A 14864-nucleotide genomic window follows, 5' to 3' on the forward strand; every position below is an offset into this window, starting at 1 on the left:
ATGATTGAGGATATTGAACTGGAAACGCTTATTAATGATGTTTACGAATATTATGGTTTTGATTTTGGAAGTTATTCCAGAGCTTCATTAAAAAGACGTGTGAGCAGAGTAATTGCATTAGATGGCTTTAAACATTTTCATGAATTTCTCTCAAAAGTTCGCTATGATCCTGAATATTATAAGAGAATGGTCGACGAAATCACGGTCAATGTGACGGAGATGTTTCGCGATCCTGCCTTTTATACCGTTGTCCGGAATGAAATTTTACCATTATTAGGTACAAAACCTTTTATTAGATTATGGCATGCCGGCTGTTCTACGGGCGAAGAGGTATATTCTATGGCAATTATGCTCAAAGAAGCCGGTTTGCTTCATAAATGTTTAATCTATGCGACAGATATAAATGCGACGGTTTTAGAAACTGCCAAACAAGGAATTTTTCCTTTGCGAATGATGAAAGAATACTCCGAAAATTATCGTGATGCAGGCGGACAAGAAGATTTTTCGAGTTATTATATCGCCAATTATGGTATTGCAAAGTTTAATGAAGAGTTGGCTCAAAAAATGGTTTTCTCACAGCATAATTTAGTTTCAGATACATCATTCAATGAATTTGATATGATTTTATGCCGCAATGTTTTAATTTATTTCGATAATAATCTTCAAAAAAGAGTCATTAATTTATTTGATGAAAGTCTGGCTGTTTTAGGGTTTTTAGCCTTGGGAACAAAAGAAACAATTAAATATTCTATCGCAATGGATAAATACAAACAGCTGGATAAGGAGAAAATATGGAGAAAAGTAAAATAATATCTGGCTGCAAAGTGGTTATCATAGGCGGATCTGCGGGAAGCCTGAATGCTTTAATGCAAATCCTGCCCGAAATATCGAAGCTGAATGGTTTTGCGATTGTAATCGTGTTACATCGAAAAAGTACGGACGATCAGACACTCGAAGAACTTCTTGCTTTAAAAGCAAGTATTGCCGTAAAACCTGTTGAAGATAAAGTAGTGCTTAAACCCGGATTTATTTATGTCGCACCATCCAATTATCATTTATTATTCGAAAAAAATGAAACTCTTTCTCTCGACACTTCAGAAAAAGTAAACTATAGTCGACCAAGTATAGATGTTTCGTTTGAATCTGCGGCAGAAGTTTATGGACAAACCTTAGTAGGGATTTTATTGTCAGGTTCAAATTCTGACGGAACTAATGGCTTAAAAGCGATTAAAGCTTCGGGTGGAACGATTGTAGTTCAGGATCCTGACTTTGCCGATATGTCTTTTATGCCTAATAATGCGATTCAAAACACAACGCCTGATTTTGTTTTAAATAATTCTGAATTGCTGGAATTGATTATTTCGATCAATAATTAGAATTTGGAAGAAAAGAGGATAGAATAAAGAGGATAGAAGCAAGAGAATAGAATATAGAATTTTGATCAATACAATAAATTTAACCGAAAGAACGCAAGTATTTTTACTCTTAAGATTTTGTAAATGTGGTTGCTTTCGCCCCGGCGAACAGGTCGTTCCTCCAATGACAAGATTGCGATTACACCTGATGCATTTAACCACAGAGACCACAGAGATTTTTGACCAGCAAGATTTTATAAAAACGCAGAGAACACAAAGCTTTGTGAAACTTTGTGAAAAAACTTTGTGTTCTCTGTGGTAAAAATAATTGGAATTTGGAGTTTGAGATTTGGAATTTATTTTTTAGGAGCTTCATCTGCCGGAAGAACAACTTTGTTTAGTTCTGCTTCTTTTGCGGCTCTTTTTTGTGCTGCTTTTCCTTTCCCAATAGGGATTCCTGCCGTAACATACAAAGATCTGTTGTAGACATTTGGACCGTCGCCTTTCATTACAGGAACCAAACCGTAGTAATATTGCACCGTAACATTCAGACCATTTCCAACATTCATATGATAACCCGCGCCCAAAGCAACTCCGGCATCAATCACACGAATTTGATCTCTGATATTCTTTTTATAAATCACTTCGTCTTTATCGTATTCTTGCCTGAATTCGTCAAAAGCTTTGGCCAATAAACCAAATTGAGGTCCGGTTTTGAGGTAAATCCTGTTTTTGAATTGATATTTAAGCAGAATCGGAACATTAAAATATCGTATTTCGCGGTTGACACTTCCTCCGGCAAACGTATTGTCCAGATGTTCATCGTTTAAAGAATATACAGGTAAACTATGCGCTCCCATTGGTGATTTTACGATAACTCCCGTATTAATCATCCAGGCAGGATTTTTTTTGTATCGAATATCAAAATAAAAACCAAGATTAAAACCCGGTTCAGTACCGGAGCTGTTCAAACCGGAAATCGTAGAGAAATTGGCGCCGCCTTCTAAACCAAATTCTAAAAATGGAGAATTAAGTTTGTCTCCAAAAAGCAGGGAAATTAAAACTTGTGACTGAGCAGGAGCAAAGCAAAGCAATGCGAGAAGTAATAATAAACCTTTTTTCATATAATTGGGATTAAAGTCCAAAACGGTATTGAAGACCAGCTAAAGCCTGAGTACGAGTGCCTAAAAATCCGGCCTCGACTCTAAACATGATATGTTTGTTATATTGAAATTGTGAACCCACAAGAAAATTCCACATGTCTTTTGGCGCTTTCTGAAGCGAATATTGTACAGAGGAATTACCTGCCGTACTCAAAGCACCATCTAGGTTTGTTAAGAACGTTCCCGCTTTTTCCAGTGCTCTTGTTGCCGTATTATGTTTGGCAGTATTTATTGGGTTTGCCTGTTGTGCAGGAGTTAATCCGTTCCACCAGTTATCTACTTTAGTTTGATTGTCAGACACTTTGGTTAATCCTGCAGTTACTTTGGCTTCAGCATCATCCAAATTTAAAACATCTGAAAAAGCAATATTTCCGTTCGTATCTCCGGAAATATGTACTCTGAAAGCACCAACCCAAACAGCAATATTACGTTCCGGTTTACGAAGTTTAAAAGTTTTACCCAATCTTGGTCCAAAAATATAAGAGAAAGCAGGTTTGTCAAGAGATTTAATATCAGTCCAGGACATATTCATATCAAGAGCCAGCCAGCCGCCGCCAATACCAATAGTTGGTGTCAATCCAAATCCAAGAGTAGTGCCATCAAAATTAGCTTTAGTACCAAATTGATACACTTGAGACCAATTGTTATCAGCATCGGGAACCCATATTCCGGCATTAATTTTAGTTGTGGATTGTACTTTTCCAATAATTCCATAAACATTTAAAAAAGGAAGCAACCATATATCAGGTCTGAAGGTAATGGCGGAAGCCTCTACAGAAGAATTATCAAAACGAACAATTTCATCCAGATCATACATAGGACCATTGTTAAAACCAACTTCCAAATCTTTAATATTAATATCAGAATCCTGCCAATAATAATTTACAGATAGTCCGGCTGAATAGGGTAAATTATACCCTTTTTGAGCCACTTTTTCTCCCCAAATAGGTAAAGCATATGGATAATTTTCGATTTTAAGACTGTCTTTAAGCAATTGATTTTTTGCTCCTACAATTTTATCGGTATAAACCTGTCCAAAAATTTGCACGCTAAAGAATAATAATAAGGCTGATATTGGTATATTATATTTCATTGATTTTGTAGTATTATAAAATTAATTAATATAGGACTGCGTAAAATAAATAGGTACTAATGTATTTGTAAAGGACTGTTGTCTTATTTTTTGTTTTTTAGTTATTAGGTTGAAATCGAATGTATTTCGTTTTTAGATTATATGTTAATTATTGTTAAAGTTAAATAAATTTTCTTACCAGCTGCAATAATTTTCAAGAAAGTGCACTTTTATTTCGAAAAAAATTAGATTGGATTTGTAAGGCATTTTTCTTCATTCTCTTTACCATTTTTATTATTTAAATTTTTGAATAGAAATAAATAGTATTTTTGTAACCGTGAAATGGATAACAATCATATTGTCGATTTATTTAATGGCACTTTCAAATATGCCCTGTGCAGATATGGAAGTAGATAGTGCCGTTCATAAAACAGCGCAATATGCATCAGAAGCCAATCACTCGCACGATAAAGGCAATGATTTATGTTCTCCTTTTTGTGCCTGTAATTGTTGTGGAGCACAGATTTTGACGTATCAAACCACTTCAAGTTTTGATTTTTCTGTTGTTTCTTCAATTATTTCAATTCAATTACCCAATTATAATTCTGTTTTTGCCTCCAATTTCTATGGAAGTATTTGGCAACCCCCACAAATAGCATAATGATATCCTCCCGATCGCTATCGGGATTAGAGAGTTGTGGATTTTCCACAGTATTCAAATAGGCAAAACTTTGCCTCATTTCTCACATCATTATACCATTAAAATGTTAGATAAAATCATACAGTTTAGTATAAAGAATAAGTTCGTTATACTATTATTTACCCTTATTTTAATAGCTTGGGGAAGCTATTCGCTTAAACAATTACCACTGGATGCTTTGCCGGATATTACCAACAATCAGGTACAGATCATTACGTCAGCGCCAACATTGGCAAGTCAGGAAGTCGAACAGTTAATAACCTATCCGTTAGAACAAGCAGTAAAAACAGTTCCTGATATTATAGAACTCCGCAGTATTTCCCGCTTCGGGTTATCAGTAGTTACCGTTGTTTTTGAAGATGATATTGATATTTACTGGGCGAGAGAACAAATTTTTCAACGCTTAAAGCAAGCCGAAGAAAATATTCCAGCGTATGCAGGTTCTCCTGGATTAGCGCCAATTTCAACAGGTTTAGGAGAAATTTACCAATATGATGTTTATGCCAAAAAAGGGTATGAAGACAAATATGATGCGGTAAAATTAAGAACCATTCAGGATTGGATTATTATTCCGCAATTACAGGGAGTAAAAGGTGTTGCCGATGTAAGTACCTGGGGCGGAAAACTAAAACAATACGAAATCGCCGTAAACCCAAACACGCTTAATAGTCTGGGGGTTACGATTACCGAAATTTTTGAGGCTTTAGAAAAGAACAATCAAAATACGGGAGGAGCATATATTGAGAAAGACAAGCTTGCTTATTTTATTCGAGGTGTCGGAATGGCAAAAGGAACTACAGACTTAGGAAATGTCGTGGTTAAAAACCGAAATGGTTCGCCTGTTTTAGTTCGTGATGTTGCCGAAGTCCGTGAAGGAGTTGCATTGCGTTACGGAGCATCAACTAAAGACGGAAAGGGAGAAATTGTTTCCGGTATGGTTTTGATGCTAAAAGGAGAAAATTCCAGCGCAGTAGTCAACAGAATTCATGAAAGAATGATTCAGATTAATAAAAGTTTACCTGAAGGCGTAGTAGCCGAAGCTTTTATTGACAGAGGAAAATTAGTAGATAGCGCTATAGGAACCGTTACAAAGAACTTACTGGAAGGAGCGCTGATCGTGATTTTTGTATTGATTTTATTTCTGGGGAATCTTCGTGCAGGTTTAATTGTCGCTTCTGTGATTCCGTTAGCCATGCTTTTTGCTGTTATTTTGATGAATGCCTTTGGCGTAAGCGGAAACTTAATGAGTTTAGGAGCAATTGACTTTGGAATTATTGTCGATGGAGCCGTGATTATTGTGGAAGCTACAATGCATCATTTGCAAAAACTCAAACGCAAGAAAGAGTTATCGCAAAGCGAGATGGACACTGAAGTCTATAATTCGGCATCAAAAATCAGGAATAGTGCCGCCTTTGGAGAAATCATTATTCTAATCGTGTATTTACCAATTTTAGCCTTAGTAGGAACAGAAGGAAAAATGTTTAGACCTATGGCAATGACCGTTGGTTTTGCAGTTGCAGGAGCATTTATCCTTTCGTTGACTTATGTACCTATGATGAGTGCTTTATTCTTATCGAAAAATACAGAACACAAAGAAAATTTCAGTGATCGAATGATGGCATGGTTAGAGTCAATTTATGCGCCATTTTTAGAGAAAGCATTACAATTTAAAAAGATTGTTTTAGGAATTTCATTTGGTTTATTTGCTCTTGGATTGGTTGTTTTTAATAATATGGGAGGAGAATTTATCCCTACTATTGAAGAAGGCGATTTAGCTATAAACGCCACAATCATGACCGGAAGCTCGCTTACGCAGATGGTAGAAACGACTACGAAATACGAACAGATTTTAAAAGCTAAATTTCCGGAGATCAAAACCATAGTCACCAAAATAGGAAGCGGAGAAATCCCAACGGATCCAATGCCTATTGAAAGCGGCGACTTGATTATTGTTTTGAAAGATAAAAAAGAATGGACCGGAAAATATAAAAATTGGGAAGATTTAGCCAACGCCATGAAGGAAGAAATGGAAGTGATTCCGGGTGCAAACATTGAGATTTCGCAACCTATCCAAATGCGTTTTAACGAATTAATGACCGGAAGCCGAAGCGATATTGCCATTAAAATTTTTGGTGATGATTTGGAAATTCTCGATGCCAAAGCCACAGAATTGATTTCGAAGATAAAAAGTATCGAAGGCATTGGTGACTTAAAAGCCGATAAAGTGACAGGATTACCACAAATCACGATCAAATACGATTATAATAAAATCGCCTTATACGGATTGAATATTTCAGATATCAATCAGATAATCCGATCTTCATTTGCCGGAGAAAGTGCCGGAAAAATCTATGACGAAAGTAAAAGATTTGATGTAGTAGTGCGAATGAATCAGGACAATCGGGGTGATATTACTGATGTCAGTAATTTGTTTATTCCGTTGCCAAACGGACAGCAAGTACCACTTTCGCAAGTTGCATCAGTCGAATATGAACAAGGTCCGGTGCAAGTAACCCGTGAAGATGGAAAACGTAGAATTACTATTGGACTAAATGTGCGTGGACGTGATATTAAAAGTGTTGTCGAAGAAATTCAACAAAAATTAGATAAAAGCTTCAAGCTTCCTGCGGGATATTATGTTACGTATGGCGGTCAGTTTGAGAATTTGATTGAAGCAACGAAACGACTTTCGATAGCGTTACCAATCGCTTTAGGATTAATATTAGTCTTGCTTTATTTCACTTTCAAAAGTTTCAAACAAGCAGGTTTGATTTTTACAGCAATCCCATTATCCGCAATTGGTGGCGTTTTTGCGCTTTGGTTACGCGGAATGCCTTTTAGTATTTCGGCAGGTATTGGTTTTATTGCCTTATTTGGAATTGCGGTTCTTAACGGAATCGTATTGATTTCGTATTTCAATCAGCTTAAAAAAGAAGGAATACTGGATCCGCTGCAAAGAGTTTTAATAGGAACCAAAACCAGATTACGTCCTGTATTAATGACCGCAGCCGTTGCCTCTTTAGGATTTTTGCCAATGGCATTATCAACAAGCGGAGGTGCAGAGGTTCAAAAACCTTTAGCAACCGTAGTTATTGGTGGTTTATTCTCGGCGACTTTATTAACATTGATCGTTTTACCGATTTTGTATTTGTTATTGGAGAAGAAGTTTAAACGCAAAGAATAATTAGATAATGAGAAAATTTGATAATTAGACAATAACTACTTTGAGCAAAATGATTTTGTTTAACGCAGATTCTGCAGATTATAGCAGATTTAAAAAAAAATGTTTTAAAAATAATCAGCGCATATCTGCTTAAATCTTTTAAAATCTGCGTGAAACAAAAAATTAAGGCAAAGAAACTAAAACATTAAAAAAATGAATTCAATAAATATAAAATACACAAATCCTTTGCTCCCGATAGCTATCGGGATTGTAAAAAAACTTTGCTCCCGATGGCTATCGGGATTGCGGTTCAATAAGTTGCTATTGGTAAATAAAACTTTGGGGTTAATTGCAATACTATTAGTAACCACATTAACATCGGCACAAGAAAAAATCAGCCTTGAAAAAGCAATAGAACTTGCAAAATCAAACAATATCGACTTAAAAATCGCTGATAAAGAAATAGAAAAACAAACTGTTCTAAAAAAGACCGCATTTCAGGCAGATCCGCTTCAGGTACAATATCAGGGCGGACAATTCAATAGTGCCGATTTTGACCATAATGTTTCGATTCAGCAATTTTTCCCAATAGGAAACATCACAAAAGCCAATCGACAATTACAGGAAGAACTGGTAAAACTGGCAGAAAAGCGAAAAGCTTTATCTTCTTATGAAGTAGAAAAAGCAGTAACGCTGGCGTATTATCAATATTTGTATGGCGTTTCGATTCAGAAATTAAACGTAGAACTAAATGATATTTATACCAAATTCCTAAAGAATGCCGAATTGCGTTTTAAAACGGGAGAAAGCGGGAATATCGAGGTTATTAGCGCTAAAGCGAAAGTAAAAGAAATCGAAACCCAAAAGACACAAATTGAATATGATTTGGCGATTTATCAAAAACAGTTGCAATTTTTTGTTCAGACCGACGAAAACATTGTTCCCGACGAAAAAACAACTTTGCAATATTCAAGTATAAAACAAGAAGGAGATTCGAAAGTAGAAGGTTTAATGACTGATTATTACCAACAGCAAATTTCGGTTTATCAAAAAGAAGCTAATACACATAAAGCGATGCGAACTCCTAAATTAGGATTGGGATATTTTGCTCAAACCATCAACACCGAATCTTTGTTTCAGGGTTTTACTGCCGGATTACAAATTCCGTTATTTGGCGGCGTGAATTCGGCAAAAGCTCAGGCTTCGGCAATTAGTATTTCGCAATCGCAATTGGCTTTGGATAAAAACAAACTAACGCTAAATCTGCAAAAACAAGAATTACAAAATAACTTCGAAAAGCAGCAAAAAGCGTTAGATTATTATCAAAAAGAAGGATCGCAATATGCCGATCAAATCATCAGTACAGCGCAAAAGAGTTATGCCAATGGCGATATGAGTTATTGGTCGTACATCAGTTTTTTGAATCAGGCAATTGATATTAAAAAACAATATACTGAGGCGACTCATAATTACAATCAAAGTGCTATTGAGCTTCAATTTCCAACTATCAAAAACAATTAGAATGAAAAATATAAACGATTTAACCGCAAAGAACGCTAAGGAGTTTTCACAAAGGTCACAAAGTTTAAAATCTTTGTGTACTTTGTGTTGTTCTCCCTTTGTGAACTTTGTGGTAAAAAATATGCGCTTTCTTTATTTTATCCTATTTGCGGTTACCTTACTAAGCTGCAATGAAAAAAAAGCTGAAGAACCGCAGGAAGAAGAGAAATCGCAAACAGAAGTTGCATTAAACGAATCTCAATATAAAACCGTGGGAATCGAAACCGGAGTTGTAGAAAATAGAAACCTCAATAAAGTCATAAAAGCCAACGGTTACACAACAGTTCCGCCACAAAACTCAGCTGAAGTTTCGACTTTGATAGGAGGAACGGTAAAAGATATTTTTGTTCTGGAAGGGACTTTTGTAAACAAAGGAAAAGTTTTGGCGACGATTCAGAACCTCGAAGTTATCGAAATGCAGGAAGAATATCATTCGGCTACAGCCAATATCGAATATTTACAATTAGAGTACAATCGCCAGAAAACCTTAAGTGATGAAAACGTAAATCCAAGGAAAGTTTTTCAGGAAGTAAAAGCAAAACTTGCTGCAGAAAGAGCCAAAGCGCAAGCTGCAAAAAATAAATTGGAAGCTTTGCATGTGAGCACAAAAGGCAGTACATCATTAGTACCAATTGTGGCGCCAATAAGCGGTTATGTTGGGAATATAAAAATTGCAAAAGGCGCTTATGCACAAACCGGAGTTGCATTGTTTGAAGTGGTTGATAATAGCCAAATGCATTTGGATCTGAATGTTTATGAGAAAGATTTAGGATCTATTTCGGTTGGACAAGTAATTGATTTTGTGCTTACAAATCAGTCGAATAAATCGATAAAAGGAAAAATATTCGGAATCAATAAATCTTTTTCTAACGAAAGCAAAACTGTTGCGGTTCACGCCAAAATCGAATCGGAAGATGCAAAAGGACTTATTCCCGGAATGTATGTTTCGGCAAATATCAATATTATAAATGCTACAGTTCCTGCGTTACCAAAAGATGCCGTAGTTCGAAACGCCGATAAATATTTTGTATTTGTGCAGGAAGACGACCATAAAGAGGATCACAAACAGGAAGAAGGAAAAGAGGAAAAAGGAACGCCACATGAAAAGGAAATCCACTTTAAAGCGATTGAAGTGATTCCGGGAACAACAGATTTAGGTTTTACCGAAGTGAAGTTTGTGGATAGAATTGATGCGGACGCTAAAATTGTTATGAAAGGCGCTTTTTATTTGTTATCGGCTTTGAAGGGCGGAGGGGAACACGGGCATTAAGAAGGTTCAGGTTTTGTTTGTTTCAGGTTTCAAGTTCTTTCAAGTGCGCAAGGTTTTTCCGTAGAGATGCACAGCAGTGCATCTAACATTGGATAAAATGTCATGAAGCTGCAAAGTTTTTCTCTCGCAGATTCTGGAGATTCTGCAGATTTTTTTTGGAATGCTTTTTAAGGTTGTAATTTATTGACTAGCCTCCAGTTTTAACTGGAGGTCATTAAAGAATATCAAAGAGGCTTTAGCCAAATCATGCATTTTGGCTAAAGCCATTCTAATTGATTTAGATAATCTTCAGCAAAAGCTCAATGTCATTAAGTTAAGGAAAATATCCTTGATAGTGAAGCAAATAAATCTCTAGTAAAAGAAAAAAATCGTAAAGATTTTGTCATTTCGATCCCGAGGCTTCGGGAGAGAAATCTTCGCGAGAAGCTCGACAAAGATGGGATTCTTGTTGCGGAGTTACTTGCGAAGATTTCTCTCCCGAAGCCTCGGGATCGAAATGACAAGATTGTGTTTATGCCTTGTTATTTTGAGAAAATTATGATCCAAAAAGCTTAACTTAATGACATTGAGCTAAAGCTGGAGGCAATACAAAAAACTTTGCTCCCGATCCCGAGACTTCGGGGCGGGATTGCGACTTTGCGAGATTAAATAATTTTGAATAGAACAATTGCGACAAAATCCTTAAATTTAGAACATATTTAAATAAAATTTCAATCTGAGAATTTCCTATGGAACATCAATATATAAAAGAAAAAGTAATTAAAAAGAAAGTGAACCAATCCGGATGTTGTTCTGCACATGAAGACCACGATCACAAAGAAGACGACGGACACGATCATGATCACGACCATAATGCAGAAGGCAGTTTGTTTAAAATGTTTTTGCCAGCCATAATTTCCTTTGTTTTGTTACTTATTGGGATTGGTTTCGACAATTATTTTCCGCAAAACTGGTTTTCCGGTTATGTTAGAATTGCTTGGTATGTTATTGCTTATTTGCCGGTTGGACTTCCGGTTCTCAAAGAAGCTTATGAAAGCATTATAAAAGGTGATGTTTTTTCGGAATTTTTCCTGATGTGTATCGCTACAATTGGTGCTTTTGCAATAGGGCAATATCCTGAGGGAGTTGCTGTAATGCTGTTTTATACCATTGGAGAAAACTTTCAGGGATTGGCAGTAAGCCGTGCAAAGTCAAATATCAAAAGCTTATTAGATCAACGTCCTGATGAAGTAAATGTTTTAGAAGATAATGTTGCTACAAAAGTCAAAGCGGCAGATGTTACCATAGGGTCGATTATTCAGCTTAAAGCGGGAGAAAAACTAGGTTTAGATGGCGAATTGTTATCAGATACCGCTTCATTTAATACCGCAGCACTTACTGGAGAAAGTAAACCTGACACTAAGGTAAAAGGCGAAACTGTTCTTGCGGGAATGATTAACGGAAACACCATTGCATTAGTAAAAGTAACGACCGCATATAACGACAGTAAGCTTTCTAAAATCCTGGAAATGGTACAAAATGCCACGACTAAAAAAGCTCCTGCGGAATTGTTTATTAGAAAATTCGCCAAAATTTATACGCCAATTGTGGTGTATCTGGCAATTGCCATTTGCATATTACCAATGCTTTTTGTCGACAATTATGTTTTTAGGGACTGGTTGTATAGAGCTTTAGTTTTTCTGGTAATTTCATGTCCTTGTGCTTTGGTTATAAGTATTCCGTTGGGATATTTTGGCGGAATTGGTGCTGCCAGTAAAAACGGTATTCTGTTTAAAGGAAGTAACTTTTTGGACAGTATCTCAACGATTCAGAATGTTGTTATGGACAAAACCGGAACAATGACTGAAGGCGTTTTTAAAGTGCAGGAAGTTATTATTGCTGATGAATTTAATAAAGAAGAAATTTTAAAACTGGTAAATGTGCTCGAAAGTCAGAGTACACATCCCGTTGCGACAGCGATCCATAATCATGTGGGTAAAATTGATCCTTCGATTGAATTGAAAAATGTCGAAGAAATTTCAGGACATGGATTAAAAGCCGAAATTAACGGAAAAGAATTGCATGTTGGGAATTTTAAATTGATGGATAAATTCAAGATTAATTATGATATTGATCCAAATTCGGTAGTTTACACGACAATTGCTATTGCTTACGATAAAAAATTCGCAGGATATCTGACTATCGCTGACGAAATTAAAGCAGATGCACAGGAAGCGGTAAATAGACTAAAAGCATTAGGTGTAAAAGTAACAATGTTAAGCGGGGACAAAACTAATGTTGTACAATTTGTTGCCAATAAACTTGGAATTTCAAACGCTTTTGGAGATTTATTACCAGAAGATAAAGTCAATAAAGTAAACGACATTAAAGCCAAAAATGAAACCGTAGCTTTTGTTGGCGATGGTGTAAATGATGCTCCTGTAATCGCTTTAAGTACGGTTGGGATTGCGATGGGCGGTTTAGGAAGTGATGCCACAATCGAAACTGCCGATGTGGTAATTCAGGATGATAAACCAAGTAAAATCCCGATGGCGATAAACATTGGTAAACAAACCAAAAAGATTGTGTGGCAAAATATTACGTTGGCATTTATAGTCAAAGCCTTTGTATTAATTCTGGGTGCAGGCGGACTCGCAACCATGTGGGAAGCCGTTTTTGCCGATGTTGGTGTGGCGCTTTTGGCAATATTAAATGCCGTTAGAATCCAGAAAATGAAATTTTAAAGAATCGCCGCAATTTTGCGGCGATTCTTGTTTTTACTACAGTATTAAAGGATAAAGCTGGTTTCATTTTATAAGATGGAACGCAAGAACTGTCAAATTAAAGCGTATTTTTTGAGTGAAGTAGTAGTTTTGTTTTATACATAAAATCCAAATTATGAAGAAAGCATTCATCCTCTCTATACTATTTTCTTTATGTTATTCATTGGCGTGGACACAGACAAAACCTGTTGACAGCACCCAAACAGCAAAACCAAAAACGAAGAACATTGATTTTAATGTAATGCCTTATCTAAGTTACAACAGAACGCTGGATTTTATGTTTGGAGCAATTCCAATGATGATGTACAGGCTGAATAAAGCTGATACTATTTCTCCGAAGTCATTATCCGGTATTTCGGCAATTTATACCACCAACAAATCTTATTTTGTATGCTCGTTCAACAAATGGTATTTTGATGAGGACAAATGGCGAATTCAGGCTTTTTTAATGACAGGTAATAAAAATGCCCAGTTTTATGTAGATGATCTTAATGTGTCTGATTTTTACGATTACGGAACTAAAATGACAATAGTAAACTTTAGCGTACAACGCAGAATTATAAAAGGTTTATACGGTGGTTTAGGCTATTCATACTCCCATTATGACACGAATTATCAGGATAATATACAGCCATCATCTATTACACATACAAATGGTTTACAGTTAATTACGCTTTATGATACCCGGGATGCCGTTTATTACCCGACTAAAGGGGATAAAATAAGATTGCGATGGCTCGCTTATCCCACATGGTTTGGGAATGATGTGAGCGCCAACAAGATTCTCTCAGAATACAATAAATATTTCCCAATGCGAAACGGTAAAGATGTATTGGCAGCTCGTTTTGCAGGTAAATTTGGATTAGGAAATATTGCTTTTGAACAACAAGTAACTATAGGAAGTGAGGACATCAGAGGCTATTCTGAAGACAAATACCGTGGCGACGGACTTATAGATGTGCAAGGCGAATACCGATATAATTTTGCCAAAAGAATGGGAGTTGTTGGTTTTGCCGGCGTTGCAACAATTTACGGATCTGATACGGATAGTTTTAACTGGAAATTATATCCTGGAGCAGGTGTAGGTTATCGGTATAGAGCATTCAAAAACGAAAAATTTAATGTTGGACTTGATGGAGCCGTGGGAAAAGGCGACTGGGGAATTTATTTTAGAATTGGAGAAGCTTTTTAAGAAATTAATTTTCCTTTAATCGTATCTTAAAAATGTAATTTAACACATAGAAACATAGATTTTAGGTTCAAAAAAGGATACAAAAAAGAAACACATTTCTTTCACATAGCGTACTATGTGAATTAGAATAAGTGAAACGTCTTTTTTATAGTTCAAATGCTATGTTTCTATGTGTTTAAATTAATTGTACCCGATTTTTTTAAAATTATTTCAGAAAAACGAGTTATAATTTTTTTAAATGTGTCGATTCCTGAATTTCGCCATTACCAAAAGACCAATTTTCAAGACCATTATTTTCTAATAAAACAATGATAACATTATTGATTAATATTGACGTTGCTGTCGAAATTTTGGTTGCAATTTGATTGTATAATTTTTTCTTTTGTTCCAAAGTTCTCCCTTGTCCCGCAATAATCTGGACATAAACGATTTCTTCAGAATGGGACACTCCAAGATAATTTTCAGGATATTTTATTTGATGCGGTTCTAATTCTTCAATGACATGAAAATAATCATCCTTTGGAATATTAAATTCTGCTATTAAAGCATAATGAATAGATTCTGAAATATTGTTTTTAGTTTCTAATGAAAGTTTTTTCGGGAGGCTGATTCGGACAAATGGCATTT

Annotated in this window: 11 protein-coding genes; 8 read left to right on the top strand and 3 right to left on the bottom strand. The window is 35.8% G+C overall.

Going from position 1 to position 14864, the window contains the following annotated elements; genetic code table 11:
- Positions 1-810, top strand: coding sequence for a CheR family methyltransferase (locus tag EAH81_RS00650; RefSeq protein ID WP_140502459.1), 810 nt, complete (start codon positions 1-3; stop codon positions 808-810).
- Positions 792-1376 carry a chemotaxis protein CheB gene (locus EAH81_RS00655; RefSeq protein WP_140502463.1) on the top strand — a complete coding sequence of 195 codons (585 nt, stop codon included), beginning with the start codon at positions 792-794 and terminating at the stop codon, positions 1374-1376. The genes EAH81_RS00650 and EAH81_RS00655 overlap by 19 nt, the downstream gene beginning before the upstream one ends.
- A 335-nt stretch (positions 1377-1711) precedes the next feature.
- Here EAH81_RS00655 and EAH81_RS00660 read toward each other — a convergent pair whose 3' ends face one another.
- Both EAH81_RS00660 and EAH81_RS00665 read right to left on the bottom strand, forming a co-directional pair.
- Positions 1712-2479, bottom strand: coding sequence for a porin family protein (locus EAH81_RS00660; protein WP_140502468.1), 768 nt, complete (start codon positions 2477-2479; stop codon positions 1712-1714).
- A gap of 10 nt (positions 2480-2489) precedes the next feature.
- Positions 2490-3611, bottom strand: a complete 1122-nt coding sequence (locus EAH81_RS00665; RefSeq protein WP_140502471.1) for a hypothetical protein — start codon at positions 3609-3611, stop codon at positions 2490-2492.
- A 316-nt stretch (positions 3612-3927) separates the two neighbouring features.
- Here EAH81_RS00665 and EAH81_RS00670 point away from each other — a divergent pair, with 316 nt between their 5' ends.
- The 6 genes from EAH81_RS00670 to EAH81_RS00695 all read left to right on the top strand — a co-directional run bounded on the left by EAH81_RS00670 (position 3928) and on the right by EAH81_RS00695 (position 14237).
- Positions 3928-4251: a DUF6660 family protein gene (locus EAH81_RS00670; RefSeq protein WP_241676479.1), complete on the top strand. Its 324-nt coding sequence runs from the start codon at positions 3928-3930 to the stop codon at positions 4249-4251.
- A 103-nt stretch (positions 4252-4354) separates the two neighbouring features.
- Positions 4355-7474 carry an efflux RND transporter permease subunit gene (locus tag EAH81_RS00675; protein WP_140502473.1) on the top strand — a complete coding sequence of 1040 codons (3120 nt, stop codon included), beginning with the start codon at positions 4355-4357 and terminating at the stop codon, positions 7472-7474.
- A 192-nt stretch (positions 7475-7666) separates the two neighbouring features.
- Positions 7667-8974 (top strand): TolC family protein, encoded by a 1308-nt coding sequence (locus tag EAH81_RS00680; RefSeq protein ID WP_140502478.1) that lies wholly within the window; start codon positions 7667-7669, stop codon positions 8972-8974.
- Position 8975: 1 nt separating this feature from the next.
- Positions 8976-10283, top strand: a complete 1308-nt coding sequence (locus tag EAH81_RS00685) for an efflux RND transporter periplasmic adaptor subunit (RefSeq protein WP_140502482.1) — start codon at positions 8976-8978, stop codon at positions 10281-10283.
- 728 nt (positions 10284-11011) lie between these two features.
- The gene (locus EAH81_RS00690) at positions 11012-13006 is read left to right on the top strand and encodes a heavy metal translocating P-type ATPase (RefSeq protein ID WP_140502487.1); all 1995 of its coding nucleotides are present in this window, start codon (positions 11012-11014) and stop codon (positions 13004-13006) included.
- A gap of 154 nt (positions 13007-13160) precedes the next feature.
- Entirely contained in the window at positions 13161-14237 is a 1077-nt protein-coding gene (locus EAH81_RS00695; protein WP_140502492.1) for a BamA/TamA family outer membrane protein, read from the top strand.
- Between the two features lie 223 nt (positions 14238-14460).
- On the opposite strand, the gene EAH81_RS00700 is transcribed toward EAH81_RS00695, so the two are convergent.
- Entirely contained in the window at positions 14461-14862 is a 402-nt protein-coding gene (locus tag EAH81_RS00700; protein WP_140502497.1) for a tautomerase family protein, read from the bottom strand.
- Between the last annotated feature and the right edge of the window lie 2 nt (positions 14863-14864).

The organism is Flavobacterium pectinovorum, assembly GCF_006438875.1.
Lineage (GTDB): Bacteria > Bacteroidota > Bacteroidia > Flavobacteriales > Flavobacteriaceae > Flavobacterium > Flavobacterium pectinovorum_A.